Source organism: Streptomyces sp. SX-6, from assembly GCF_059089585.1.
The window spans coordinates 160,455-186,254 of the sequence record NZ_JBTHHU010000001.1 but is presented as its reverse complement, the minus strand read 5'-3'; the positions used below and the strand labels follow the sequence as shown (position 1 = coordinate 186,254).

Genomic DNA, 25,800 nt, shown 5'->3' with positions numbered 1-25,800 from the left:
GCTGGCGGCGTCCCTCTCCGCCCGGCGGGGCCATTCGCGTGAGCCGCATCGTGGCGCGGGGGCGCGGAGTGTGCGCGGAGCGCCGCGGCGGCCTGGCTACGATGGGCCAGCCGGTGGTCCTTCGGCCATCCGGCCCGCACACGACCCTCCGGGAAGGCCATGCTGAACAAGTACGCGCGTGCTTTCTTCACGCGTGTTCTCACGCCGTTCGCCGCCCTGCTCATCCGACTCGGCATCAGCCCCGACACGGTGACCCTCATCGGCACCGGCGGTGTGGTGGCGGGCGCGCTGGCCTTCTACCCCCGGGGCGAGTTCTTCTGGGGCACGATCGTCATCACCCTGTTCGTGTTCTCGGACCTGGTCGACGGCAACATGGCCCGCCAGCTCGGCCGCTCCAGCCGGTGGGGGGCGTTCCTCGACTCCACCCTCGACCGGGTCGCCGACTCGGCGATCTTCGGCGGGCTCGCCCTCTGGTACGCGGGCCGCGGTGACAGCATGGCGCTGTGCGCGGTGGCGATCTTCTGTCTCGCCAGTGGCCAGGTGGTCTCGTACACCAAGGCGCGCGGCGAGAGCATCGGGCTGCCCGTGAAGGTCAACGGACTGGTGGAACGAGCCGAGCGACTGGTGATCTCGCTGGTGGCCTGCGGCCTCTCCGGGCTGCACAAGTTCGGCGTGCCGGGCGTCCAGGTGCTGCTGCCCATCGCGCTGTGGATCGTGGCCGTCGGCAGCCTCGTCACCCTGATCCAGCGCGTGGTGACGGTGCGCCGCGAGGCCGCCGAGGCGGACGCGGACGCGGCCGCGGAGGGAGACCCCGCGTGAGGGAGGGGCTGACCGATGCGCTGTACGGGCTGGGCTGGGGGACGGTCAAGGCACTGCCCGAGCCGGCGGCGAACGGACTGGGCCGGCTGATTGCCGACATGGTCTGGAAGCAGCGCGGCAAGGGTGTCCTGCAGCTCGAGGCCAATCTCGCCCGGGTGGTCCCCGATGCTGGCCCAAAGGCCCTCGCGGAGTTGTCCAGGGCCGGCATGCGCTCGTACATGCGCTACTGGATCGAGTCCTTCCGGCTGCCCGTCTGGAGCAAGGAGCGCATCCGCGGGTGTTTCGCGCCGCAGGACGTGCATCACCTGGTGGACGGTCTGGCGAGCGGGCGCGGCGTCGTGCTGGCCCTGCCGCACATGGCCAACTACGACGCGGCCGGGGCCTGGGTCACCACCGAACTCGGGGTGCCTTTCACGACGGTGGCCGAGCGGCTGAAGCCCGAGACGCTCTACGACCGGTTCGTGGCCTATCGCGAGGGGCTGGGCATGGAGGTCCTGCCGCACACGGGCGGCAGCGCCTTCGGCACGCTCTCCCGGCGGCTGCGGGCCGGCGGGCTGGTCTGCCTGGTCGCCGACCGCGATCTGTCGGCCTCCGGGGTGGAGGTCGAGTTCTTCGGCGAGGCCACGAAGATGCCCGCCGGCCCTGCCCGGCTCGCCCTGCAGACGGGTGCGCTGCTGCTGCCGGTGACCATCTGGTACGACCGGTCCCCGGTGCTGCAGGGGCGTGTCCATCCGCCGGTCGAGGTTCCGGAGAGCGGTACCCGCGCGGAGAAGGCCGCGGTGATGACCCAGCGGGTGGCCGACGCCTTCGCCTCGGGCATCGCCGAGCACCCGCAGGACTGGCACATGCTCCAGCGGCTCTGGCTCGCCGACCTCGGGCCGGGTACCGGGCGCCGCCCCGACGAGAGCTCCGGAACGGAGAAGCCTTGAGGATCGGGATCGTCTGTCCGTACTCGTGGGACGTCCCCGGGGGCGTCCAGTTCCACATCAGGGACCTCGCCGAGCACCTCATCCGGTGGGGTCACGAGGTGTCGGTGCTGGCCCCGGCGGACGACGAGACGCCGCTGCCGCCCTTCGTCGTCTCGGCGGGGCGGGCCGTGCCCGTGCCGTACAACGGCTCGGTGGCCCGGCTCAACTTCGGTTTCCTGTCGGCCGCGCGCGTCAGGCGCTGGCTGCACGAGGGCGACTTCGACGTCATCCACATCCACGAGCCCACCTCGCCCTCGCTCGGACTGCTGTCGTGCTGGGCGGCCCAGGGGCCGATCGTCGCGACCTTCCACACCTCCAACCCCCGCTCCCGGGCCATGATCGCGGCCTATCCGATCCTCCAGCCCGCGCTGGAGAAGATCAGCGCCCGGATCGCGGTGAGCGAATACGCGCGGCGGACCCTGGTCGAGCACCTGGGGGGCGACGCGGTCGTCATCCCCAACGGCGTCGACGTGGAGTTCTTCGCCGGGGCCGAGTCCAGGCACGAGTGGACGGGTCTGGGGGGCGCCGGTGCGGACGACGGGGGAGCGGCCGGGGAGCGGCCGGGGACGATCGGCTTCATCGGCCGGATCGACGAGCCGCGCAAGGGCCTGCCCGTGCTGATGCGGGCCCTGCCGAAGATCCTCGCGGAACGCCCCGGAACCCGGCTGCTGGTCGCCGGGCGGGGTGACGAGGAGGAGGCCGTCGCCGCGCTGCCCGTGGACATGCGCTCCAGTGTCGAGTTCCTCGGCATGGTCAGCGACGAGGACAAGGCGCGGCTGCTGCGCAGCGTCGACGTCTATGTGGCCCCCAACACCGGAGGGGAGTCCTTCGGCATCATCCTGGTCGAGGCGATGTCGGCGGGCGCGCCGGTGCTCGCCAGCGACCTGGACGCGTTCGCCCAGGTCCTCGACCAGGGGGCGGCGGGCGAGCTGTTCGCCAACGAGGACGCCGACGCGCTCGCGGCGGCCGCCGTACGGCTGCTCGGCGACCCCGCGCGCCGGGCCGAGCTCAGCGAGCGGGGCAGCAGGCACGTACGCCGCTTCGACTGGTCCACGGTGGGTGCCGACATCCTCGCCGTCTACGAGACGGTGACGGCCGGTGCGGCTTCGGTCGCGGCCGACGAACGCACCAGCCTGCTCGCCCGTCTGGGGCTCACCCGCGACTGAGCCCTGTCCGGCGGATTTTCGCCGTGGAGGCGGCCGGTGTGGCGCCGCCGGACGGGGGCCTAGACCTGTCCGGCTGTCTTCTCCGGCTGCTGTTCGGCGTGCCGTGTGCCGAACAGGGATATCCCGTGCAGGTCGTGGAAGCGCCTGGACCGGCGCACGGTGATCACGACCACCGCGGTCACGATCGCTATCGACTGGAACCGGCCGAGGGCCGGGACCGTGTCGACGGGCAGGGCCAGCGCCTCGACGGTGCTCAGCGCCGCGTCGAGGAACTGCCCGCAGGCCGCGAGCACGGTGATCGACCGCAGCGCCTCCCGGTACTCCGGCGAGGTGAGCCACTGATGTGCCGCCGCCTCCTCGGCCTCCGCGGACCGGAGCTGGCGGCCGAACTGGTAGGCGAGCGGCCGCGGGGCGAGCAGGGTGCCCGCCATCCACAGCCCCAGCACGGCGGGGAGCGCCGCGTCCTTCAGCAGCAGGACCCGGGGATCGCCGCTGACCGCGGAGGTCGCGGCCGACACCACGAGCAGCACCAGGACGAGAAGGTCGAAGAACTCGGCACGGCGCCGGACGAGGGCGCCGGCCACCGCGTGCACCGCGGGCGGCACGCTGCTCAGCAGCAGGGCCTGCCACTGCGGGACGCCCTGCCCGCGGAGCACGTAGTACAGCGTCAGCGGGAGCGCGAGGTTGACGGTCAGTGAGATGAGGAGGGGGCGAAGGGCACCCGACCGGTGCCTTTCGCGGTTGGCTTGGTTCCGCATGGGCCGATTCCCTTGCCTGCGTGAATCCGGCGTCTTGCCGCAGTCGGCGTCTTGCGCACTTAACGCTAGATACCGGGAGGGTGCAGACGGATCGGAGCCAGGGTCGATTCCTGCGGGCACCGCTCCACCCCGCTCTCCACCTCCGGGTGGAGCGGCCCCCGGAAACCGGCCCGGTACTGTGACCCGGCGTGACTGGTTCTCTCCCCGGCCTCATCTGGATCGTGGCCGCCCTCGTCGTCATCGGCGTCTACCTGAGCTGGACCGCGGGCCGCCTGGACCGGCTGCACAGCCGCATCGACGCGGCCCGCGCGGCACTCGACGCCCAGCTGCTGCGGCGCGCCTCGGTGGCCCAGGAGCTCGCCACCGCCGGCGTGCTCGACCCCGCCGCGTCGATCGTGCTCTACCAGGCCGCGCACGCCGCCCGCCAGGCCGAGGAGGAACAGCGCGAGGTGGCCGAGAGCGAGCTGAGCCAGGCCCTGCGCGCGGTGTTCGCGGAACTGCCGCAGGTCGAGGCCGTACGGCAGGCGCCGGGCGGCGAGGAGTCGCTGGGCGAGCTGAACCAGGCCGTGCGAAGGGTGCCCATGGCCCGGCGGTTCCACAACGACGCGGTGCGCGCGGCGCGGGCCGTGCGCACCCACCGTGTCGTGCGCTGGTTCCGGCTCGCGGGCCACGCACCGTTCCCGCTGGCCTTCGAGATGGACGACGAACCCCCGGTGGCCTTCGCCGACGCGGCGAACCACTGACGGCGAACGCCTGACGGCGAGCCGGTGGTGACAAGCAGGTGGTGACAAGCCACTGACCTCGAATTGGCCCTTTCCTCCGCCCTCGCGCGCCGGGTTCGATGACGCTGCAGCTTCAGAGCCCCGATAGCGAGGTCCCATCGTGTCCACTCCCACCACCCCGGCCCCCGAGACCGGCACGGCGCGCGTCAAGCGCGGCATGGCCGAGCAGCTCAAGGGCGGCGTGATCATGGACGTCGTCACGCCCGAGCAGGCCAAGATCGCCGAGGACGCCGGCGCGGTCGCGGTGATGGCCCTGGAGCGGGTGCCCGCCGACATCCGCAAGGACGGCGGCGTGGCCCGCATGTCCGACCCGGACATGATCGAGGGCATCATCGACGCCGTCTCCATCCCGGTGATGGCCAAGTCCCGCATCGGCCACTTCGTCGAGGCCCAGGTCCTGCAGTCCCTCGGTGTCGACTACATCGACGAGTCCGAGGTCCTCACCCCGGCCGACGAGGTCAACCACAGCGACAAGTGGTCCTTCACCACCCCGTTCGTCTGCGGTGCCACCAACCTGGGCGAGGCGCTCCGCCGCATCGCCGAGGGCGCGGCCATGATCCGTTCCAAGGGCGAGGCCGGCACCGGCAATGTCGTCGAGGCCGTCCGCCACCTGCGCCAGATCAAGGGCGACATCGCCCGCCTGCGCGGCCTGGACAACCACGAGCTCTACGCCGCGGCCAAGGAGCTGCGCGCCCCGTACGAGCTGGTGAAGGAGGTCGCCGAGCTCGGCAAGCTGCCGGTCGTGCTGTTCTCCGCGGGCGGCGTCGCCACTCCCGCCGACGCCGCGCTGATGCGCCAGCTCGGCGCCGAGGGCGTCTTCGTCGGCTCCGGCATCTTCAAGTCCGGCGACCCGGCCAAGCGCGCCGCCGCCATCGTGAAGGCCACCACCTTCTACGACGACCCGAAGATCATCGCCGACGCGTCCCGCAACCTGGGCGAGGCCATGGTCGGCATCAACTGCGACACCCTCCCCGAGACGGAGCGCTACGCCAACCGCGGCTGGTGACGTAACGCCCCGCACAGCAGTCCCGGTGGGCGGTCCGCGGTGTCCGCGGGCCGCCCACCGGCCGTAGAGCCGTAGATCCGAGAGGCAGTTCTTCCGTGTCCACCCCCACCATCGGTGTCCTCGCCCTCCAGGGCGACGTCCGCGAGCACCTCGTCGCCCTCGCCGCGGCCGATGCGACGGCCCGTCCGGTCCGCCGCCCCGAGGAACTCGCCGAGATCGACGGACTGGTGATCCCCGGTGGCGAGTCCACCACCATGTCCAAGCTCGCGGTCGCCTTCGGGATGCTGGAACCGCTGCGCGAGCGCATCCGGGCCGGCATACCGGTCTACGGGACCTGCGCCGGCATGATCATGCTGGCGGACAAGCTGCTGGACGGCCGGGAGGACCAGGAGACGCTCGGCGGCATCGACATGATCGTGCGCCGCAACGCCTTCGGCCGCCAGAACGAGTCCTTCGAGGCGTCCGTCGAGATGACCGGCGTCGAAGGGGGGCCGGTCGAGGGCATCTTCATCCGCGCCCCCTGGGTCGAGTCCACCGGCGCCCGGGCCGAGGTGCTGGCCGTCCACGACGGTCACACGGTCGCCGTGCGGCAGGGGAACGTGCTGGCCACGTCCTTCCATCCGGAGCTCACGGGCGACCACCGGGTGCACGGGCTGTTCGTCGAGATGGTGCGCGCCGCGCAGTAGCCGGATCCCGGTAGGATCACAGCGTTCGTACAGAAACTTGGTTACGCGAAGGAGACAGGCGGATGTCCGGCCACTCTAAATGGGCTACGACGAAGCACAAGAAGGCCGTGATCGATGCCAAGCGCGGCAAGCTCTTCGCGAAGCTGATCAAGAACATCGAGGTCGCGGCCCGCATGGGCGGTGTCGACATCGAGGGCAACCCGACGCTCTACGACGCCATCCAGAAGGCGAAGAAGCAGTCGGTTCCGAACAAGAACATCGACTCCGCGGTCAAGCGTGGCGGTGGTCTCGAGGCCGGCGGCGCCGACTACGAGACGATCATGTACGAGGGCTACGGCCCCAACGGCGTCGCGGTGCTCATCGAGTGCCTCACCGACAACCGCAACCGCGCCGCCGGTGACGTCCGCGTCGCCATGACCCGCAACGGCGGCTCGATGGCCGACCCGGGCTCGGTGTCGTACCTCTTCAACCGCAAGGGTGTCATCATCGTCCCCAAGGGCGAGCTGACCGAGGATGACGTCCTCGGTGCGGTCCTCGACGCCGGTGCCGAGGAGGTCAACGACCTCGGCGAGAACTTCGAGGTCATCAGTGAGGCCACCGACCTGGTCGTGGTCCGCACCGCGCTCCAGGAGGCGGGCATCGACTACGAGTCGGCCGAGGCCAACTTCGTGCCCACCATGCAGGTCCAGCTGGACGAGGAGGGCGCGCGCAAGATCTTCAAGCTGATCGACGCGCTCGAGGACAGCGACGACGTGCAGAACGTCTTCGCCAACTTCGACGTCTCCGACGAGGTCATGGAGAAGGTCGACGCCTGAGGCGTGACAAACGACGCGAACGGACCGGCGGGTTGCCGGTTCGTTCGCGTTTTGGCAGGCGGACGGTATGCGGCAAAGCGGCAGAGAAAAGCGGCCCGCCGGAAACCGGCGGGCCGCAATAGAAGTTCGACCCTCAATAATTCAGGCCTCAATAAAAGGCGTGGAGGTCACTGGGAAATGGACTTCACGGTGCCCGCGTGCTTGATGTTCCCGCTGCCGTCCGGGCCGGCCGTCACCTTGCGCATGACGTCGACACTGCCGTCCCGCCACCAGATGTACAGGCTCTGGGTGGAGTTGCAGGTGTTGTGGTAGTAGACGGTGGCGCTGACGTTCCCATCGGCCCACGACCAGTTGAAACAGCCACTGGTGCCGCGGTGCATGCTGTTCGCCCCGGTGGTCGCGGCCTGCGCGGGGGCTGCGAGCCCCAGCGTGGCGGCGGCGAGAGAGAAGGCGACGGCGGCCTTGGCTATGCGACGCAATGTATTCCTCTATCTCTGAAAAAGCCAACGCGGACAATTGTCCGTTCGGGCGCACTTTTTCCCGTGTGCGACCTTTCGGATTCACCGTACAGGTATAGAGATTTCCAAGGCAAGCAAAAATGTCGAGCTCTTTATTGGGGTTAATTCCTTTATGGGGTAAGTGTCCAATTTATTGTCGGCGGTGCCCGGAAGAAGGTCCGGACCTGCCGGTTGCCGGCGGGCTCCGGCTGCGCCGCCTTGTCAGTGGCAACCGATAGCCTGCACAAACAGGCGACCGGCCGAAGGGAGGGGCGCAATGCGCGTGCTGGGAGTGGACCCGGGGCTGACCCGTTGCGGAGTGGGAGTGGTGGAAGGCGTGCCCGGCCGCCCGCTGCGCATGATCGCCGCCGGTGTCGTACGGACCCCGGCGGAGGCCGACATCGCCGAGCGACTCCTCCTCGTCGAGCGCGGGCTGGAGCGGTGGCTCGACGAGTATCGGCCCGAACGGGTCGCCGTGGAGCGGGTGTTCAGCCAGCACAATGTGCGTACGGTCATGGGCACCGCCCAGGCCAGCGCCGTCGCCATGCTCTGCGCCGCCCGCCGTGGTCTGTCCGTCGCCCTGCACACCCCCAGTGAGGTCAAGGCCGCCGTGACCGGCTCCGGCAGGGCCGACAAGGACCAGGTCGGTGCCATGGTCACCCGCGTACTGCGGCTCGACGCCCCGCCCAAGCCCGCGGACGCCGCCGACGCCCTCGCCCTCGCGATCTGTCACATCTGGCGGGCTCCGGCCACCAATCGGTTGCAGGAGGCGGTCGCGGCCCATCGCCGTACCACCGCTCCCGCACGACTCCCGAAGGGCACTCGATGATCGCCTTTGTCTCCGGCCCCGTAGCGGCCCTTGCCCCCGACACCGCTGTGGTCGAGGTCGGCGGCGTCGGCATGGCCGTCCAGTGCACGCCCGCCACGCTTGCCGGGCTCAGGGTCGGACAGCCGGCCAGGCTTGCCACCTCTCTTGTCGTGCGTGAGGACTCCCTGACGCTCTACGGCTTCGCCGACGACGACGAGCGCCAGACCTTCGAGCTGCTCCAGACCGCGAGCGGCGTCGGCCCCCGCCTCGCGCAGGCCATGCTGGCGGTGCACTCTCCCGACGCCCTGCGCCGTGCCTTCGCCGCCAGTGACGAGAAGGCACTCACCGCAGTGCCCGGCATCGGCAAGAAGGGCGCCCAGAAGCTGCTCCTGGAGCTGAAGGACCGCCTCGGCGCACCGGCCGCCGCGGCCCCGGGGGTGCCCCGGCCCGCCTCGGGCCCCGCCTCCTGGCGCGACCAGCTCCATGCCGCTCTCGTGGGGCTGGGCTACGCGGCCCGCGAGGCGGACGAGGCGGTGGAGGCCGTGGCACCCCAGGCCGAGGCCGCCGGCGGCACGCCGCAGGTGGGGCAGCTGCTCCGGGCCGCGCTGCAGAGCCTGAACCGGGCGCACTGAGCAGCGCGCCAGCCACCAGCCCGACCGCCACGAAGCACGAGGACATGACCCGTGAACTGGGATGAAGGATCCGCCCCCGCCGCTCATCCGGGCGACCGCGTCGTCAGCGGCATCGCCGACGGTGACGACCAGGCCGTCGAGGCCGCGCTCCGGCCCAAGGACCTCGGCGAGTTCGTCGGCCAGGAGCGGGTCCGCGAACAGCTCGACCTGGTGCTGCGCGCCGCCCGGGGCCGCGGGGCCACCGCCGACCACGTTCTGCTGTCCGGCGCGCCCGGCCTGGGCAAGACCACCCTCTCGATGATCATCGCCGCCGAGATGGGCGCCCCCATCCGCATCACCTCCGGGCCCGCCATCCAGCACGCCGGAGACCTGGCAGCGATCCTCTCCTCGCTCACCGAGGGCGAGGTCCTCTTCCTCGACGAGATCCACCGCATGTCCCGGCCCGCCGAGGAGATGCTCTACATGGCGATGGAGGACTTCCGGGTCGACGTCGTCGTCGGCAAGGGTCCCGGCGCCACGGCGATCCCCCTGGAGCTGCCGCCGTTCACGCTCGTCGGCGCCACCACCCGCGCCGGCCTGCTGCCGCCCCCGCTGCGCGACCGGTTCGGCTTCACCGGGCACATGGAGTTCTACAGCCCCGCCGAACTCGAGCGCGTGATCCACCGCTCGGCCCGGCTGCTGGACGTCGTGATAGCGGACGACGGTGCGGCCGAGATCGCCGGCCGCTCCCGCGGCACCCCGCGCATCGCCAACCGCCTGCTGCGCCGCGTCCGTGACTACGCCCAGGTCAAGGCCGACGGCATGATCAGCCGCGACGTCGCCGCCCGTGCGCTCGAGGTGTACGAGGTGGACGGCCGCGGCCTCGACCGGCTGGACCGCGCCGTGCTGACGGCCCTGCTCAAGCTCTTCGGCGGCGGTCCCGTCGGCCTGTCCACCCTCGCCGTCGCCGTCGGCGAGGAGCGCGAGACGGTCGAGGAGGTCGCCGAGCCCTTCCTGGTACGGGAGGGGCTGCTGGCGCGTACGCCCCGGGGCCGCATCGCCACTCCGGCGGCCTGGTCCCACCTCGGCCTCGTGCCGCCCCAGCAGGTCACGGGCGCTTCCGGCCAGCGGGAGCTGTTCGACGAGTGACGGCGCGGGGGCTGGTCGGCCCAGGAACCCGGGTGCCATGCTGGGCGTTGTTCCATAGGTGCGGACTCGCTTAGACTCCGCCGATGCCGTCCCTGTAGCGGTGCGGCATACCACCCCCGTAGTCCAGACCGCGCCCCCGCGGTCATGTGAAGGAAACCCCGTCCCGTGACACTCATGAGTCTTCTGCCGTTCATCGTGCTTATCGGGGCTATGTTCCTGATGACTCGGTCGGCCAAGAACAAGCAGCGTCAGGCTGCTCAGATGCGCGACCAGATGCAGCCCGGCACCGGTGTGCGGACGATCGGCGGCATGTACGCCACCGTCAAGGAGGTCAGCGAGGACTCCGTGCTCCTCGAGGTGGCCCCCGGCGTTCACGCGATCTACGCCAAGAACTCCATCGGCGCCGTCCTGCCGGACGACGAGTACAACCGCATCATTCACGGGATCGAGGCCGCGGAGGCCGGTACGCCGGTCGTCCCGGACGACGTCTCCTCGCTGACCGAGGCGGGCGAGCAGGCCGACGCCGAGGACAAGAAGATCGACCTCGGCAAGGACGCCGCCGACAAGACCGGCGAGGCGGAGCCGAAGGACGACAAGGGCACCAAGGACACCAAGGGCGACGACACCGGCGCCAAGTAGCACCATCCAGGAACCGCGGCGCGCCCACCGCTCTGCGCGCCGCGGTTCCCTGACGGTCTAGGCTCCGGCGGGGGCAGGTCCCCACAAATTTCGTGGCCGCCCGGCGAACACACCCGACGCCCGGCGGTTGGACAGGGAGAAACGACAAGGTGGCAGCACCGAAGAAGGGCCGTAGGTCCCCGGGCGGCCAGGGCAGGCCGGGCAGAGTCCTGGCGCTGATCCTGATCGCGATGGTGGCGCTCACCGGGGGGATGTTCGCCTCCGGGCACACCACACCGCGGTTGGGCATCGACCTCGCGGGTGGCACGAGCTTCACGCTCCAGGCCAAGAACCAGCCGGGCAAGCCCAACGCGATCAACGCGACCAACATGAACACCGCGGTTGGCATCATCAACCAGCGTGTCAACGGTCTCGGCGTGGCCGAGACCGAGGTCCAGACGCAGGGCCGGGACCACATCATCGTGAACATCCCCAAGGGGACGAACGCGGACCAGGCACGCCAGCAGGTCGGTACCACCGCCCAGCTGTCGTTCCGGCCGGTGCTGGCCTCGGCTCCCGGCGCCAAGACGCCCGAGCCCACGCCCACGCCGAGTGCGTCGGCGGGCGACAAGGGCGACAAGAGCAAGAAGGACGACAAGAACGGCAAGAACAAGCCGTCCGGCACGCCCACGGCGACGCCGCCCGGTTCGTCCTCCCCGCAGGGCCGTGCCGTCACCGACGCGCTGAAGGCGCCCCAGGCGCCCAAGCCCACCCCGACGCCCTCCGGCGGCGCCTCCGACGACCTGCAGAAGCAGTTCGCGGCCCTCGACTGTTCCACCCCCAAGGCACGTGCCGACGCTGCCAAGCAGGCCGCCCTCGCCAAGACGACCGACAACGTGGTCGCGTGCGAGAAGGACGGCCGGGAGAAGCTGCTGCTCGGACCGGTCGGTCTCGAGGGCACCAGCGTCACCGACGCCAAGGCCGTCCTCGACACCCAGCGTGCCGCCGGCTGGATGGTCACGCTGAAGTTCAACAGCAGCGGCGGCAAGAAGTTCGCCGACATCACCGGCAAGCTCGCCGCGAAGGCCCCGCCGCAGAACCGCTTCGCGATCGTTCTCGACGGCGAGTCGGTCTCCTCGCCCCAGCTGAGCTCCGCCATCCCCGGCGGCAGCGCCGAGATCAGCGGCAACTTCACCCAGTCCAGCGCCGAGGACCTGGCGAACGTCCTGGCCTACGGTGCCCTGCCGCTGTCGTTCGACATCGTCAACGAGACCACCGTCAGCGCCGCCCTCGGCGGCGAGCAGCTGCACGCGGGCCTGATCGCCGGTGCCATCGGCCTCGCCCTCGTGGTCATCTACCTGGTCGCGTACTACCGGGGCCTCGCGCTCGTCGCCCTCGCCAGCCTTGTGTGCTCGGCGATCCTCACATACACGATCATGGTCCTGCTCGGCCCGGCCATCGGTTTCGCGCTGAACCTCCCGGCCGTCTGCGGTGCCATCGTGGCGATCGGCATCACCGCCGACTCGTTCATCGTCTACTTCGAACGCATCCGGGACGAGATCCGCGAGGGCCGCACACTGCGTCCCGCCGTGGAGAGGGGCTGGCCGCGCGCCCGCCGTACGATCCTCGTCTCCGACTTCGTGTCCTTCCTGGCGGCCGCGGTGCTCTTCATCGTCACCGTCGGCAAGGTGCAGGGCTTCGCGTTCACCCTCGGCCTGACCACGCTCCTCGACGTCGTCGTGGTCTTCCTCTTCACCAAGCCGCTCATGACGATCCTCGCCCGCCGCAAGTTCTTCGCCAGCGGCCATCCGTGGTCGGGTCTCGACCCCAAGCGGCTGGGCGTCAAGCCCCCGCTGCGGGCCTCCCGCCGCCGTCCCTCCGCCACTGTCGACCCGAAGGAGGCGTGAGATGTCGCGACTCGGCACTCTCGGCGCCCGGCTCTACCGCGGCGAGGTCGGCTATGACTTCGTCGGCAAGCGGAAGATCTGGTACGGCATCTCGATCCTCATCACCATCACGGCCATCGTCGGCCTGGCGGTGCGCGGCCTCAACATGGGCATCGAGTTCTCCGGCGGCGCGGTCTTCCAGACGCCCAAGACGTCCGTCACCTCGGACCAGGCCAAGAACGTGGCCCAGGATGTCTCGGGCCACACCGCCATGGCCCAGAAGCTGGGCAACGGCACCCTCCGGGTCCAGGTCAGCGAGGTGACCACCGAGCAGTCGCGCAAGACCCAGAAGGCCCTGGCCGACAAGCTCGGTGTCCCGACGAACAAGATCAACACCGATATCGTCGGCCCCAGCTGGGGTGACGAGATCGCCAACAAGGCCTGGACCGGCCTGGTGATCTTCATGATCCTGGTGGTGATCTACCTAGCCATCGCCTTCGAATGGCGCATGGCGCTCGCCGCCCTGGTCGCCCTGATCCATGACCTCACCATCACCGTCGGCATCTACGCGCTGGTCGGCTTCGAGGTCACCCCGGGCACGGTCATCGGTCTGCTGACGATCCTCGGTTACTCGCTCTACGACACCGTCGTCGTCTTCGACGGTCTCAAGGAGGGCGGCAAGGACCTCACCAAGCAGACCCGCTGGACCTACAGCGAGATGGCCAACCGCAGCCTCAACGGCACCCTGGTGCGCTCCATCAACACCACGGTCGTGGCGCTGCTCCCCGTGGCCGGTCTGCTGTTCATCGGCGGCGGTTTCCTCGGCGCCGGCATGCTGAACGACATCTCCCTCGCGCTGTTCGTCGGCCTCGCGGCCGGCGCCTACTCCTCGATCTTCATCGCCACACCGCTGGTCGCCGACCTCAAGGAGCGCGACCCGAAGATGAAGGCTCTCGCCAAGCGGGTGCAGGCCCGGCGTGCCGCCCAGGCGGCCAAGGCCGACTCCGCGGCGGACGCCGACGCGAACGACGAGCTGCCGGACGCCGAAGGCGACGACGAGCCGGAGGACGCGTCCCCGGCCGGGGTCGTCGGTCAGCGGCAGTCGACCGCCCGCGGGCGTGGTGGCCGCGGCCGTACCCAGGGGAAGCGCCGATGAGCATCCAGAGCACCGACCCGGCCCTGCGTGACCTGCTGCTCAGCCGGATCCATGACGTGCCGGACTACCCGAAGCCGGGCGTGGTGTTCAAGGACATCACCCCGCTGCTCGCCGACGCCGACGCGTTCGGCGCGCTCACCGAGGCCCTCGCCGGGCTGTGCGAGCGATTCCGTGTGGACAAGATCGTGGGCCTGGAGGCCCGCGGCTTCATCCTGGCGGCGCCGGTGGCCGTTCACGCCGGGGTCGGGTTCGTACCCGTGCGCAAGGCCGGCAAGCTCCCGGGTGCGACGCTGGCCCAGTCGTACGAGCTCGAGTACGGCACGGCCGAGATAGAGATCCACGCCGAGGCGCTGGGCGCGGGCGAGCGCGTGCTCGTCATCGACGACGTCCTGGCCACGGGCGGTACGGCCGAGGCCGCGCTGAAGCTGATCCGCCGGGCCGGCGCCGAGGTCGCGGGCGTCGCGGTGCTGATGGAGCTCGGCTTCCTCGACGGCCGCGAGCGGCTGGAACCGGTCCTCGACGGAGCACCGCTGGAGGCGCTGCTCACGGTCTGACCGGCACCAAGGAACGCATGAGGCGGGCCCCGGGGAGAACCCCGGGGCCCGCCTCATGCGTCCTTACCGGTTGGCGGGCAGGCAGCAGTCCTGTGGCCGGGATCGATACCATGGTTGTCCGGACCTGATCGGGGGGCCGGACGCCGCATGAGGAGTGCTCTTGCCAGACAAGGCCCAGCCGCTCACCGCCGCACAGCCGGAAAAGCCCACGTCGGAAGCCGCGGCGGCCGCAGGCACGCCCGGACGGGGCGAGCCGCAGGGCACGCACGCCGCCGGAGCGGCCCCCGCGGCCGCACCGCAGGACCGGCCCGTTCCCCAGCCGCCCGCCTCGAACGCCCCGGCCCGGCCCGCACCGTCGGGCACCTCGTCCCGCTCCGGTTCCTCCAGCCGGGTACGGGCCCGCCTGGCCCGGCTGGGCGTGCAGCGCCAGAGCCCGTACAACCCGGTGCTCGAGCCGCTGCTGCGCATCGTCCGGGGCAACGACCCGAAGGCCGACGCCACGACTCTGCGCCAGATCGAGCGGGCCTACCAGGTCGCCGAGCGCTGGCACCGGGGGCAGCGGCGCAAGAGCGGCGACCCGTACATCACGCATCCCCTCGCCGTCACCACGATCCTCGCCGAGCTCGGCATGGACCCGGCGACGCTGATGGCCGGGCTGCTGCACGACACCGTCGAGGACACCGAGTACGGCCTCGACGACCTGCGCCGTGACTTCGGCGACCAGGTCGCGCTCCTGGTGGACGGCGTCACCAAGCTCGACAAGGTCAAGTTCGGCGAGGCCGCGCAGGCCGAGACCGTGCGCAAGATGGTCGTCGCCATGGCCAAGGACCCCCGGGTCCTGGTCATCAAGCTCGCCGACCGGCTGCACAACATGCGCACCATGCGCTACCTCAAGCGGGAGAAGCAGGAGAAGAAGGCCCGCGAGACCCTCGAGATCTACGCCCCGCTGGCGCACCGGCTGGGCATGAACACCATCAAGTGGGAGCTGGAGGACCTCGCCTTCGCGATCCTCTACCCCAAGATGTACGACGAGATCGTGCGTCTCGTCGCCGAGCGTGCCCCCAAGCGCGACGAGTACCTGGCCATCGTCACCGACGAGGTCCAGGCCGATCTGCGCGCCGCCCGGATCAAGGCCACGGTCACCGGCCGGCCGAAGCACTACTACAGCGTCTACCAGAAGATGATCGTGCGGGGCCGCGACTTCGCCGAGATCTACGACCTGGTGGGCATCCGCGTCCTCGTCGACACCGTCCGCGACTGCTATGCGGCGCTCGGCACCGTCCACGCCCGGTGGAACCCGGTGCCGGGGCGGTTCAAGGACTACATCGCGATGCCCAAGTTCAACATGTACCAGTCGCTGCACACGACGGTCATAGGGCCCAGCGGCAAGCCTGTCGAGCTGCAGATCCGCACCTTCGACATGCACCGCCGCGCCGAGTACGGCATCGCCGCGCACTGGAAGTACAAGCAGGAGGCCGTGGCCGGTGCCTCCAAGATCCGTACGGACGTGCCGAAGAACGCCGGCAAGAACCAGGACACCGTCAACGACATGGCCTGGCTGCGGCAGTTGCTCGACTGGCAGAAGGAGACGGAGGACCCGGGCGAGTTCCTGGAGTCGCTGCGCTTCGACCTCTCGCGCAACGAGGTCTTCGTCTTCACGCCCAAGGGCGATGTCATAGCGCTCCCGGCCGGCGCCACCCCGGTCGACTTCGCCTACGCGGTGCACACCGAGGTCGGCCACCGCACCATAGGCGCCCGGGTCAACGGACGGCTCGTGCCGCTCGAATCGACCCTGGACAACGGCGACTTGGTCGAGGTCTTCACCTCCAAGGCACCCGGCGCCGCACCTTCCCGGGACTGGCTGGGCTTCGTCAAGTCGCCCCGTGCGCGCAACAAGATCCGTGCCTGGTTCTCCAAGGAGCGCCGCGACGAGGCCATCGAGCAGGGCAAGGACGCCATCGCCCGGGCGATGCGCAAGCAGAACCTGCCGATCCAGCGGATTCTGACGGGCGATTCGCTCGTCACCCTCGCACACGAGATGCGCTACCCCGACATCTCCTCGCTCTACGCGGCCATCGGCGAGGGCCATGTCGCGGCCCAGGGCGTGGTGCAGAAGCTGGTGCAGGCCCTCGGCGGCGAGGACGCGGCGACCGAGGACATCGAGGAGACCGCCCCGATCCGGACCCGCTCCAAGCGGCGTTCGAGCGCCGACCCCGGCGTGGTCGTCAAGGGCGTGGACGACGTCTGGGTCAAGCTGGCCCGCTGCTGTACGCCCGTCCCCGGCGACCCCATCATCGGCTTCGTCACCCGCGGCAACGGCATCTCCGTGCACCGGGCCGACTGCGTCAACGTGGACTCGCTCTCGCAGCAGCCCGAGCGGATCATCGACGTCGAGTGGGCGCCCACCCAGTCGTCCGTCTTCCTGGTCGCCATCCAGGTCGAGGCCCTGGACCGTTCCCGGCTGCTCTCGGACGTCACCCGCGTGCTGTCGGACCAGCACGTCAACATCCTGTCCGCCGCGGTGCAGACCTCCCGCGACCGGGTCGCCACCTCGCGCTTCACCTTCGAGATGGGGGACCCCAAGCACCTGGGCCATGTCCTCAAGGCGGTGCGCGGCGTGGAGGGCGTGTACGACGTCTACCGCGTCACCTCGGCCCGCAGACCGTAACGGGCGTATGAGTAAGGGGCGTCGGCCATGGCCGACGCCCCTTACTCATACGCTATGTGTCAGCCGCCGAACTCCTCGAGGCCCTTCAGCGCCTGGTCCAGCAGCGCCTTGCGGCCCTCCAGCTCCTTGGTGAGCTTCTCGGCCTTGGCGGTGTTGCCCGCGGCACGCGCCTTGTCTGCCTGCTCCTGGAGCTTGTCGACCGCGGCCTGGAGCTGCCCGGTCAGACCGGCCGCACGGGCACGGGCCTCCGGGTTCGTCCGCCGCCACTCGGACTCCTCGGCCTCCTGGATGGCGCGCTCGACCGAGTGCATCCGGCTCTCGATCTTCGGCCGGGCGTCCCTCGGCACATGACCGATGGCCTCCCAGCGCTCGTTGATCGACCGGAACGCCGCCCGCGCCGCCTTCAGATCGGTGACCGGGAGCAGCTTCTCGGCCTCGACGACCAGCTCCTCCTTGAGCGTGAGGTTGCCCTGCTGCTCGGCGTCGCGCTCGGCGAACACCTCGCTGCGCGCCTGGAAGAAGACGTCCTGGGCACCGCGGAAGCGGGTCCACAGCTCGTCCTCCGCCTCGCGCTGGGCGCGCCCGGCGGCCTTCCACTCGGTCATCAGATCGCGGTAACGGGCCGCCGTCGCGCCCCAGTCCGTCGAACCGGACAGCGCCTCGGCCTCGGCGACCAGCTTCTCCTTGACCTTGCGGGCGTCCTCGCGCTGCGCGTCGAGCGAGGCGAAGTGCGCCTTGCGCCGCTTGGAGAACGCCGAGCGGGCATGCGAGAAGCGGTGCCACAGCTCGTCGTCGGCCTTGCGGTCCAGCCGGGGCAGGCCCTTCCAGGTGTCGACCAGAGCGCGCAGCCGCTCACCGGCCGACCGCCACTGCTCGCTGGCGGCCAGTTCCTCGGCCTCGGCGACCAGGGACTCCTTGGCCGTACGGGCCTCCTCGGCCTGCTTCGCCTTCGCGGCCTTGCGCTCCTCGCGGCGCGAATCGACCACGGCGACGAGCTTGTCCAGCCGCTGCCGCAGCGCGTCCAGGTCGCCGACCGCGTGATGCTCGTCGACCTGGACGCGCAGGTGATCGATCGCGGTCGTCGCGTCCTTGGCGGACAGGTCGGTCGTCCTGATCCGGCGCTCGAGGAGGCCGATCTCGACGACCAGGCCCTCATACTTGCGCTCGAAGTAAGCGAGAGCTTCCTCGGGAGTTCCCGCCTGCCACGAGCCGACGACCTTCTCGCCGTCGGCGGTACGCACGTACACGGTCCCCGTCTCGTCGACGCGGCCCCATGGGTCGCTGCTCACAGCGCCTCCTCCACATGATGCCGGGGCCGGTTCACGGCCCGCGCGCATCGTCCACAGTTGTCCCGGCAGGGCCGCGCCCTGGCCGGTCCGGCGGCTTGATCAATTGAGTACTGAATCGAGTGCTGACCGGGTGCCATCAGCCGTCGGAGCAGGCACCCTGCACAACGCCAACATAGGCGACCGGTGGCCCGGCTGTCCGTATCCCGCGCGACCGAAATTTCGCCGCGCGGGGATCCGGGCGCCGGGCCTACGACTTGGCGACGGTCGCCTTGTCGATCACTGCGGTCGCGTTGGGCGCACCGTCACCGGTGTCCCCCTGCACACCCGCGCCGGCGATCTTCTTCAACGTCTTGATGCCCTCGGCGCCGATGGTGCCGAAGGGCGTGTACGACGCCGGCAGCGTGCTGTCCTCGTAGACGAGGAAGAACTGGCTTCCCCCGGTGTTCTTACCGGCGTTGGCCATCGCGACGGTGCCCTTCGGATACGTCTTCAGAGGCTGCCCGTCGGGGGTCTTCTCGCCCGTGTCCTTGAGCCGTGCGTCGTTGAGGTTCTCGTCCGGGAGCGAGTACCCGGGACCGCCCTTGCCGCTGCCCGTGGGGTCGCCGCACTGCAGGACGCTCAGGCCGCCGGAGGTGAGCCGGTGGCACTTGCTGTGGTCCAGGAAGCCCTGTGCCGCAAGGAAGTTGAAGGAGTTGACCGTGTGCGGTGCGGCCTTCGGGTCGAGCTTGAGGTCGATGGTGCCGCAGGTGGTCTGCAGGTTCATCGCGTACGAGGCCGAGGTGTCGATGTCCATCGACGGCTCGGACTTCCACGTCTTCGTGGAGGGTGAGCCCGGCGCGGGCTTCTTGCAGGGGTCCGGCGCCTTGGTCGGGGTGTCGCCCGCCGCGTCGGCGCTGTCCTTCGTGTCCTTGCCGTCCCCGCCCAGCGCTCCGGTGGCATAGGCCGTCGCGCCGCCCGCGAGCACCACGGCGAGAGCGGCGGCGATCACCGCGTTGCGGCGGCGGGCCTTGCGCTGCGCGGCCTCCCGGCGCTGCTGCTGCCGCTCGAACTTCTCGCGGGCGAGCTGGCGCCGCCGCTGCTCGTTACTGACCACCGGGTCGTCTCCTCGTACCGTCTCGTTCGTCACGGGCCCGTGTTGCGCGTGTGCCCGTACCGTATACGGGTTCGCGGCGGCGGGACCGCCGCCGGTAGGCTCTGATTCCGGCCGGGGCCGCCATGACGGACCCGGCCCGCCGATACCGGACCGATCATTAAGGACGAACGTGCTCATTGCAGGGTTCCCCGCCGGGGCCTGGGGCACCAATTGCTATCTGGTCGCCCCCGCCGCGGGCGAGGAGTGCGTGATCATCGACCCGGGCCACCAGGCCGCCCAGGGCGTCGAGGAAACACTCAGGAAGCATCGGCTCAAGCCCGTCGCCGTCGTCCTCACCCACGGCCACCTCGACCATGTCGCCTCGGTCGTCCCGGTGTGCGGCGCCCATGACGTCCCCGCCTGGATCCACCCCGCCGACCGCTACATGATGAGCGACCCGGAGAAGGCCCTCGGCCGCTCCATCGGCGCGCAGCTGCTGGGCGATCTCACGATCGGGGAGCCCGACGACGTCAAGGAGCTCACGGACGGCAGCACGCTGGCGCTCGCCGGGATGGAGTTCACCGTCGCGCATGCGCCCGGCCATACCAAGGGGTCGGTGACCTTCCGGATGCCCGAGAACCCCGACATCCCGTCGGTCTTCTTCTCGGGCGACCTGTTGTTCGCCGGCTCCATCGGACGCACCGATCTGCCCGGCGGTGACCACGCCGAGATACTCGAGTCGCTGGCCCGTGTGTGCCTGCCGCTCGACGACTCCACCGTGGTGCTGTCCGGCCACGGCCCCCAGACCAGCATCGGCCGCGAACGCGCCACCAACCCCTACCTGCGGGAAGTGGCCCAGCGCGGCTCCGGGGGCGGCACCGCCGCCCCGCGACGAGGAATGTGACGAGAGAACTCCCAGTGAGCACCTTCAAGGCCCCCAAGGGCACGTACGACCTGATCCCGCCGGACTCCGCGACCGTCCTCGCGGTGCGCGAGGCCATCGCCGCGCCCCTGCGGCGCGCCGGGTACGGCTATGTCGAGACGCCCGGTTTCGAGCAGGTCGAGCTGTTCTCCCGCGGCGTCGGCGAGTCCACCGACATCGTGACCAAGGAGATGTACACCCTCACCACGCGCGGCGGCGACGAGCTCGCGCTGCGCCCCGAGGGCACCGCCTCCGTGCTGCGCGCCGCGCTCGAGGCCAACCTCCACAAGGCCGGCAACCTGCCGGTCAAGCTCTGGTACTCCGGCTCGTACTACCGCTACGAGCGCCCGCAGGCCGGCCGGTACCGTCACTTCTCCCAGGTCGGTGCCGAGGCCATCGGCGCCGAGGACCCGGTGCTGGACGCCGAGTTGATCATCCTGGCCGTCGACGCCTACAAGTCGCTGGGCCTGAAGAACTTCCGTCTGCTCCTCAACTCGCTGGGCGACAAGGAGTGCCGCCCCGCCTACCGGGCCGCCCTGCAGGACTTCCTGCGCGGGCTCGACCTCGACGAGGACACCCGCCGCCGGATCGAGATCAACCCGCTGCGCGTGCTCGACGACAAGCGCGAGGCGGTCCAGAAGCAGCTCGTCGGCGCCCCGATGCTCCGTGACCACCTCTGCGAGGCGTGCAAGGAGTACCACGAGCAGGTGCGCGAGCTGCTGACGGCGGCCGGCGTCGAGTTCCAGGACGACGAGAAGCTCGTGCGCGGCCTGGACTACTACACGCGGACCACCTTCGAGTTCGTCCACGACGGCCTGGGCTCGCAGTCCGCGGTCGGCGGCGGCGGCCGTTACGACGGCCTGTCCGAGATGATCGGCGGCCCGGTCCTGCCGTCCGTCGGCTGGGCGCTGGGCGTGGACCGTACGGTGCTGGCGCTGAAGGCCGAGGGCATCGAGCTCGAACTCCCCGCGCCGACCCAGGTCTTCGCGGTGCCGATGGGCGACGAGGCGCGCCGGGTGCTGTTCGGCCTGGTGACGCAGCTGCGCCGGGCGGGCGTCGCGACGGACTTCGCGTTCGGCGGCAAGAGCGTGAAGAACGCCATGAAATCGGCCAACCGCTCGGGTGCCCGCTTCGCGATCGTCGCGGGCGAACGCGACCTGGCCGACGGAGTGGTGCAGCTCAAGGACCTGGAGAGCGGCGAGCAGACACCTGTGGCACTCGACGCCGTGGTGAGTGAAGTGCTCGCCAAGCAGGGCTGATCACCAGGGCGTTGGTGCAGAATGGGCGGCACCGGACCGACTGATGGGATCCACGGCACTATGACCACTTCGGCAGTTGACCGTTCCGATACCGACGGCGCGGAGCGTGACGGGCCAGTCACGGGTGCCGTGGGCGGCAGCAGGGCGTTCGCCCTGCTGCTGGTGATCACCGGTGCGGCGGGGGTGCTGGCCTCCTGGGTCATCACGCTCGACAAGTTCAAGCTGCTCGAGAACCCGAGCTTCGTGCCGGGCTGCAGCCTGAACCCCATCGTCTCCTGCGGCAACATCATGAAGAGCGAGCAGGCCCACGCCTTCGGGTTCCCCAACCCGATGCTGGGCCTGGCCACCTACAGCGTGATCATCGCGATCGGGCTGGCGCTGCTCGGCGGCTCCCGCTTCCCGCGCTGGTACTGGCTCGGCATGGAGGCCGGCTGCCTCTTCGGCGTCGGCTTCGTCACCTGGCTCCAGTACCAGTCGCTGTACGTCATCGGCTCGCTGTGCCTGTGGTGCTGCCTGGCCTGGGTCGCCACGATCCTCATGTTCTGGTACGTGACGGTGCAGAACATCCGCCACCGGTTCATCCGCGTGCCGGACGGGCTGCGCTCCGTCGTGCTCGAGTTCCACTGGGTGGTGCCCGTGCTGTGGGTCGGCGTGATCGGCATGCTGATCCTCACCAGGTGGTGGTCCTTCTGGACCGGAGGGACCGCCTGACCTCCGTCGTCGCGGCTTGATCCATGCCGCCGGGCTCCATGGCCCGGCGGCATTGTCATAGGGGTGACATAGGGTTTCCTCCGTGGAGCCCGACCTGTTCACCGCCGCAGCAGAGGACCGCCAGGAGAAGGATCCGGCAGGCAGTCCGCTGGCCGTCCGTATGCGCCCGCGCACCCTCGACGAGGTCGTGGGCCAGGGGCATCTGCTGAAGCAGGGCTCTCCGCTGCGCCGTCTGGTGGGGGAGGGGAGCGGCGGCCCCGCGGGCCCGTCCTCGGTGATCCTGTGGGGCCCGCCCGGCATCGGGAAGACGACGCTGGCGTACGTCGTCAGCCAGGCCACCAAGAAGCGCTTCGTCGAGCTGTCCGCCATCACCGCCGGGGTGAAGGAGGTGCGGGCCGTCATCGACGGCGCCCGTCGTTCGACGGGGGCGTACGGCAAGGAGACCGTGCTCTTCCTCGACGAGATCCACCGCTTCAGCAAGGCCCAGCAGGACTCCCTGCTGCCCGCCGTCGAGAACCGCTGGGTCACCCTCATCGCGGCCACCACCGAGAACCCCTATTTCTCGGTCATCTCCCCGCTGATGTCCCGCTCCCTCCTGCTGACCCTCCAGGCGCTGACCGACGACGACCTGCGCGGCCTGCTGCGGCGCGCGCTCACCGACGAGCGCGGGCTCGGCGGCGCGGTGATCCTGGCGGCGGACGCGGAGGCCCACCTGCTGCGCATCGCCGGCGGTGACGCCCGGCGTGCCCTGACCGCCCTGGAGGCGGGGGCCGGGTCGGCGATCGCCAAGGGCGAGCCCGAGATCACCCTGGAGACCCTCGAGGCCGCCGTCGACCGCGCGGCCGTGCGCTACGACCGTGACGGCGACCAGCATTACGACGTGGCGAGCGCGCTCATCAAGTCGATCCGAGGGTCGGACGTGGACGCCGCGTTGCACTATCTCGCCCGCATGATCGAGGCGGGGGAGGACCCGCGGTTCATCGCGCGGCGCCTGATGATCTCGGCGAGCGAGGACATCGGCATGGCCGACCCGACGGCTCTGCAGACGGCGGTCGCCGGGGCCCAGGCCGTCGCCCTGATCGGCTTCCCGGAGGCCCGGATCGCGCTGGGCCAGGTGGTCGTGGCCCTCGCCCTCGCCCCCAAGTCCAACGCCGCCTACCTGGCGATCGACGCCGCCCTCGCGGACGTACGGGCGGGGCTGGCCGGCCCCGTGCCGCCGCACCTGCGCGACGGGCATTACAAGGGCGCGGAGAAGCTGGGGCACGGCCAGGGCTACCTCTACCCCCATGACCTCCCCGGCGGTATCGCCGCCCAGCAGTACGCGCCGGACGCGGTCCACGGCAAGCGGTACTACGAGCCGACGCGCTACGGCGCGGAGGCGCGGTACGCGGACGTGGCGGAGCGGGTGCGGGCCCGCCTGCGCGGTGAGCAGCCGTCGGCGGACTGATCCGCCTAATCCGCAGCGGCGTCGAACAGCCGGTGCATCGCCCTGCGCAGCTGCGCGAGGTCCCGCACCGGCTCCGGGAACTCGAAGCGCGCGTCGAAGGACCGGTCCGCCGGCGAGCCGCCGCCCTGTCCCCGGGTGAAGCGCACCCGCAGTCCGTAGCGGTCCAGCGCCAGCGGCACCGCCCGGTCGGCCGCGTCCCGTACGCCGTTCCCATGGCCGCCCAGCAGTCCCCACAGGGTGCGCATCTGGTCGTCGTGGCCGGAGTGCAGGTGCTGGAGCAGTTCCGTCTCGTACTCCGCGAAAGGGTCGGGGTCCGCGTGCGCGAAGTCGGCGGGCTCGACGTGCTCCGCTCCCCACAGGTCGTCCACGCTCGCCTCGCCGAGCTCGAGGCGCAGCATCATGCGGCCGGGCTCGGCCGCGCCGGGTACGCAGGTCAGCCAGCCGGAGAGCCAGGCCCGGCCCCGGACGCGGCCGGGCACGGAGACCGGCGCGACATCGGCGAGCTCCAGGACGGCGGGCACCTCGTCGTCCTGCGCGTGCGTGGCCGCGCGGACGGCGGGGGAGTCCGCGGGGAACGCCAGGAACACATCGCCGTCCGGCCCCACGCTGCGGGCCTCGGGGACCAGCTGCTGCCCGGGGCGGCCCAGGCCGGGGATCAGCAGCACCGCGGAGCATGTACTCTGTACGAGAGTTCGTGTGCGTTCGGCTGCTGACGGCATCCGCGCGATATCAAGCCCGCTGGGACGCGGCTGACCACGATCTGATCGGACCTCCGTCGAATCGACGCCTTGTGCTGCGTCGACGCTGTCTGTGACGTGCGTGGTGTTCCCAGAGCGAGACATGCGATCTCCTTGAGTAAGGTGAGCCTAACCTAACCTATTTCGGAGGTCTGGAGAACGTGCCTAACCAGTCGCGTCCCAAGGTCAAGAAGTCTCGTGCGCTCGGCATTGCCCTGACGCCGAAGGCCGTCAAGTACTTCGAGGCCCGTCCCTACCCGCCGGGCGAGCACGGCCGCGGCCGCAAGCAGAACTCGGACTACAAGGTCCGTCTGCTCGAGAAGCAGCGTCTGCGCGCCCAGTACGACATCAGCGAGCGCCAGATGGCCCGCGCCTACGACCGCGCCAAGAAGGCCGAGGGCAAGACGGGTGAGGCCCTGGTGGTCGAGCTCGAGCGCCGCCTCGACGCCCTGGTCCTGCGTTCGGGCATCGCCCGCACCATCTACCAGGCCCGCCAGATGGTCGTCCACGGCCACATCGAGGTCAACGGCGGCAAGGTCGACAAGCCGTCCTTCCGTGTCCGTCCCGACGACGTCGTGATGGTCCGCGAGCGCAGCCGCAGCAAGGCCCTCTTCGAGGTCGCCCGCGCCGGTGGCTTCGCCGCCGATGGCGAGACCCCGCGCTACCTCCAGGTCAACCTGGCCGCGCTGGCCTTCCGCCTGGACCGGGACCCGAACCGCAAGGAAATCCCGGTGATCTGCGACGAGCAGCTCGTCGTCGAGTACTACGCCCGCTAAGCCGGAGCCGTAACGCTCTTTGCCCAGCCCGTCGTCTCCCCGGCCCCCGTGGCCGGGAAGCCGGCGGGCTTGTGCGTTCCCGGACACCCGGAGCCGGACACCCGGAGGACGCGCGAAACGCGGTACAGGCGCCCACGTCAGGCGCGATAAGGTCGGTATCCGACGTCCGTACGACCAGCGACGATCAGCAGGGAGCGGTGCAACGTGTCCGGTGGAGAGGTGGCCGGGATCCTCGTGGCCGTCTTCTGGGCGATCCTGGTGTCCTTCATCGCCCTGGTGCTGGTCCGGCTCGCGCAGACGCTGAAGGCGGCCACCAAGCTGGTCGCCGACGTCACCGAGCAGGCCGTACCGCTCCTCGCCGACGCCTCCGCGACCGTCCGCTCGGCCAACACCCAGCTCGCCCGCGTCGACTCGATCGCCTCGGACGTGCAGGAGGTGACGGCCAACGCCTCGGCGCTCTCCTCGACCGTCTCGTCCGCCTTCGGCGGGCCGCTGGTCAAGGTCGCGGCGTTCGGCTACGGCGTGCGGCGCGCGATCGGCCGCAGGTCGGAGCCCGCCGAGAGCCGTACCGTCATCGTCGGCAAGAGACTGCCGTCCGCCCGGCGCGGCAGCCGCCGGACCCGTGGGAAGGGCTGACCCA

Annotated in this window: 26 protein-coding genes; 21 read left to right on the top strand and 5 right to left on the bottom strand. The window is 70.5% G+C overall.

Annotation, left to right across the window (positions count from 1 at the left end):
• Positions 1 to 159: 159 nt before the first annotated feature.
• From pgsA to ACV530_RS00865, 3 genes are read left to right on the top strand one after another with little or no spacing between them, the layout of a single operon-like run.
• Positions 160 to 819: a phosphatidylinositol phosphate synthase gene (pgsA, locus tag ACV530_RS00875; protein WP_494330218.1), complete on the top strand. Its 660-nt coding sequence runs from the start codon at positions 160 to 162 to the stop codon at positions 817 to 819.
• Complete coding sequence (locus ACV530_RS00870) at positions 816 to 1,748, top strand: phosphatidylinositol mannoside acyltransferase (protein WP_494330217.1); 933 nt, start codon at positions 816 to 818, stop codon at positions 1,746 to 1,748. The genes pgsA and ACV530_RS00870 overlap by 4 nt, the downstream gene beginning before the upstream one ends.
• Positions 1,745 to 2,953 (top strand): glycosyltransferase family 4 protein, encoded by a 1,209-nt coding sequence (locus ACV530_RS00865; RefSeq protein WP_494330216.1) that lies wholly within the window; start codon positions 1,745 to 1,747, stop codon positions 2,951 to 2,953. Before ACV530_RS00870 ends, ACV530_RS00865 begins: the two co-directional genes overlap by 4 nt.
• A gap of 59 nt (positions 2,954 to 3,012) precedes the next feature.
• On the opposite strand, the gene ACV530_RS00860 is transcribed toward ACV530_RS00865, so the two are convergent.
• Positions 3,013 to 3,711, bottom strand: coding sequence for a VC0807 family protein (locus ACV530_RS00860; RefSeq protein WP_494330215.1), 699 nt, complete (start codon positions 3,709 to 3,711; stop codon positions 3,013 to 3,015).
• A 188-nt stretch (positions 3,712 to 3,899) separates the two neighbouring features.
• Between ACV530_RS00860 and ACV530_RS00855 the strand changes: the two genes are divergently transcribed.
• From ACV530_RS00855 to ACV530_RS00840, 4 genes are all read left to right on the top strand, one after another.
• Complete coding sequence (locus ACV530_RS00855) at positions 3,900 to 4,454, top strand: LemA family protein (protein WP_494330214.1); 555 nt, start codon at positions 3,900 to 3,902, stop codon at positions 4,452 to 4,454.
• Positions 4,455 to 4,590: 136 nt separating this feature from the next.
• A complete protein-coding gene (pdxS, locus tag ACV530_RS00850; RefSeq protein ID WP_494330528.1) occupies positions 4,591 to 5,499 on the top strand; it encodes a pyridoxal 5'-phosphate synthase lyase subunit PdxS in 909 nt (302 codons plus the stop codon).
• Between the two features lie 95 nt (positions 5,500 to 5,594).
• The gene (gene pdxT / locus ACV530_RS00845) at positions 5,595 to 6,185 is read left to right on the top strand and encodes a pyridoxal 5'-phosphate synthase glutaminase subunit PdxT (RefSeq protein ID WP_494330213.1); all 591 of its coding nucleotides are present in this window, start codon (positions 5,595 to 5,597) and stop codon (positions 6,183 to 6,185) included.
• A 62-nt stretch (positions 6,186 to 6,247) separates the two neighbouring features.
• Complete coding sequence (locus tag ACV530_RS00840) at positions 6,248 to 7,000, top strand: YebC/PmpR family DNA-binding transcriptional regulator (RefSeq protein WP_494330212.1); 753 nt, start codon at positions 6,248 to 6,250, stop codon at positions 6,998 to 7,000.
• A gap of 167 nt (positions 7,001 to 7,167) precedes the next feature.
• Here ACV530_RS00840 and ACV530_RS00835 read toward each other — a convergent pair whose 3' ends face one another.
• Complete coding sequence (locus tag ACV530_RS00835; protein ID WP_494330211.1) at positions 7,168 to 7,479, bottom strand: hypothetical protein; 312 nt, start codon at positions 7,477 to 7,479, stop codon at positions 7,168 to 7,170.
• A gap of 295 nt (positions 7,480 to 7,774) precedes the next feature.
• Between ACV530_RS00835 and ruvC the strand changes: the two genes are divergently transcribed.
• The 8 genes from ruvC (at position 7,775) to ACV530_RS00795 (ending at position 16,947) form a co-directional block, all read left to right on the top strand.
• A complete protein-coding gene (ruvC, locus tag ACV530_RS00830) occupies positions 7,775 to 8,326 on the top strand; it encodes a crossover junction endodeoxyribonuclease RuvC (protein WP_494330210.1) in 552 nt (183 codons plus the stop codon).
• Entirely contained in the window at positions 8,323 to 8,937 is a 615-nt protein-coding gene (gene ruvA / locus ACV530_RS00825) for a Holliday junction branch migration protein RuvA (protein WP_494330209.1), read from the top strand. The genes ruvC and ruvA overlap by 4 nt, the downstream gene beginning before the upstream one ends.
• 51 nt (positions 8,938 to 8,988) lie before the next feature.
• Positions 8,989 to 10,065 (top strand): Holliday junction branch migration DNA helicase RuvB, encoded by a 1,077-nt coding sequence (gene ruvB / locus ACV530_RS00820; protein ID WP_494330208.1) that lies wholly within the window; start codon positions 8,989 to 8,991, stop codon positions 10,063 to 10,065.
• Between the two features lie 165 nt (positions 10,066 to 10,230).
• Complete coding sequence (yajC, locus tag ACV530_RS00815; protein WP_494330207.1) at positions 10,231 to 10,704, top strand: preprotein translocase subunit YajC; 474 nt, start codon at positions 10,231 to 10,233, stop codon at positions 10,702 to 10,704.
• A gap of 149 nt (positions 10,705 to 10,853) precedes the next feature.
• Complete coding sequence (secD, locus tag ACV530_RS00810; protein ID WP_494330206.1) at positions 10,854 to 12,590, top strand: protein translocase subunit SecD; 1,737 nt, start codon at positions 10,854 to 10,856, stop codon at positions 12,588 to 12,590.
• Position 12,591: 1 nt separating this feature from the next.
• On the top strand, positions 12,592 to 13,725 hold the full coding sequence (gene secF, locus ACV530_RS00805) for a protein translocase subunit SecF (protein ID WP_494330205.1): 1,134 nt from the start codon (positions 12,592 to 12,594) through the stop codon (positions 13,723 to 13,725).
• Positions 13,722 to 14,279 (top strand): adenine phosphoribosyltransferase, encoded by a 558-nt coding sequence (locus ACV530_RS00800; RefSeq protein ID WP_494330204.1) that lies wholly within the window; start codon positions 13,722 to 13,724, stop codon positions 14,277 to 14,279. Before secF ends, ACV530_RS00800 begins: the two co-directional genes overlap by 4 nt.
• Before the next feature lie 160 nt (positions 14,280 to 14,439).
• Positions 14,440 to 16,947 (top strand): RelA/SpoT family protein, encoded by a 2,508-nt coding sequence (locus tag ACV530_RS00795; protein ID WP_494330203.1) that lies wholly within the window; start codon positions 14,440 to 14,442, stop codon positions 16,945 to 16,947.
• A 59-nt stretch (positions 16,948 to 17,006) separates the two neighbouring features.
• On the opposite strand, the gene ACV530_RS00790 is transcribed toward ACV530_RS00795, so the two are convergent.
• Positions 17,007 to 18,236, bottom strand: coding sequence for a DUF349 domain-containing protein (locus tag ACV530_RS00790; RefSeq protein WP_494330202.1), 1,230 nt, complete (start codon positions 18,234 to 18,236; stop codon positions 17,007 to 17,009).
• 247 nt (positions 18,237 to 18,483) lie between these two features.
• Entirely contained in the window at positions 18,484 to 19,329 is an 846-nt protein-coding gene (locus ACV530_RS00785) for a peptidylprolyl isomerase (RefSeq protein WP_494330527.1), read from the bottom strand.
• A 169-nt stretch (positions 19,330 to 19,498) separates the two neighbouring features.
• Between ACV530_RS00785 and ACV530_RS00780 the strand changes: the two genes are divergently transcribed.
• The 4 genes from ACV530_RS00780 (at position 19,499) to ACV530_RS00765 (ending at position 23,647) form a co-directional block, all read left to right on the top strand.
• Positions 19,499 to 20,212 (top strand): MBL fold metallo-hydrolase, encoded by a 714-nt coding sequence (locus ACV530_RS00780; protein WP_494330201.1) that lies wholly within the window; start codon positions 19,499 to 19,501, stop codon positions 20,210 to 20,212.
• A 14-nt stretch (positions 20,213 to 20,226) separates the two neighbouring features.
• Positions 20,227 to 21,489 (top strand): histidine--tRNA ligase, encoded by a 1,263-nt coding sequence (hisS, locus tag ACV530_RS00775; RefSeq protein ID WP_494330200.1) that lies wholly within the window; start codon positions 20,227 to 20,229, stop codon positions 21,487 to 21,489.
• A 60-nt stretch (positions 21,490 to 21,549) separates the two neighbouring features.
• Positions 21,550 to 22,200, top strand: a complete 651-nt coding sequence (locus tag ACV530_RS00770) for a vitamin K epoxide reductase family protein (RefSeq protein ID WP_494330199.1) — start codon at positions 21,550 to 21,552, stop codon at positions 22,198 to 22,200.
• Positions 22,201 to 22,282: 82 nt separating this feature from the next.
• Complete coding sequence (locus ACV530_RS00765) at positions 22,283 to 23,647, top strand: replication-associated recombination protein A (RefSeq protein WP_494330198.1); 1,365 nt, start codon at positions 22,283 to 22,285, stop codon at positions 23,645 to 23,647.
• Between the two features lie 5 nt (positions 23,648 to 23,652).
• Here the strand turns inward: ACV530_RS00765 and ACV530_RS00760 are convergent, their stop codons facing one another.
• Positions 23,653 to 24,366: a DUF2470 domain-containing protein gene (locus ACV530_RS00760; RefSeq protein ID WP_494330197.1), complete on the bottom strand. Its 714-nt coding sequence runs from the start codon at positions 24,364 to 24,366 to the stop codon at positions 23,653 to 23,655.
• 179 nt (positions 24,367 to 24,545) lie between these two features.
• Between ACV530_RS00760 and rpsD the strand changes: the two genes are divergently transcribed.
• The gene (rpsD, locus tag ACV530_RS00755; protein WP_494330196.1) at positions 24,546 to 25,160 is read left to right on the top strand and encodes a 30S ribosomal protein S4; all 615 of its coding nucleotides are present in this window, start codon (positions 24,546 to 24,548) and stop codon (positions 25,158 to 25,160) included.
• A 204-nt stretch (positions 25,161 to 25,364) separates the two neighbouring features.
• Positions 25,365 to 25,796 (top strand): DUF948 domain-containing protein, encoded by a 432-nt coding sequence (locus tag ACV530_RS00750; protein WP_494330195.1) that lies wholly within the window; start codon positions 25,365 to 25,367, stop codon positions 25,794 to 25,796.
• Positions 25,797 to 25,800 lie beyond the last annotated feature (4 nt).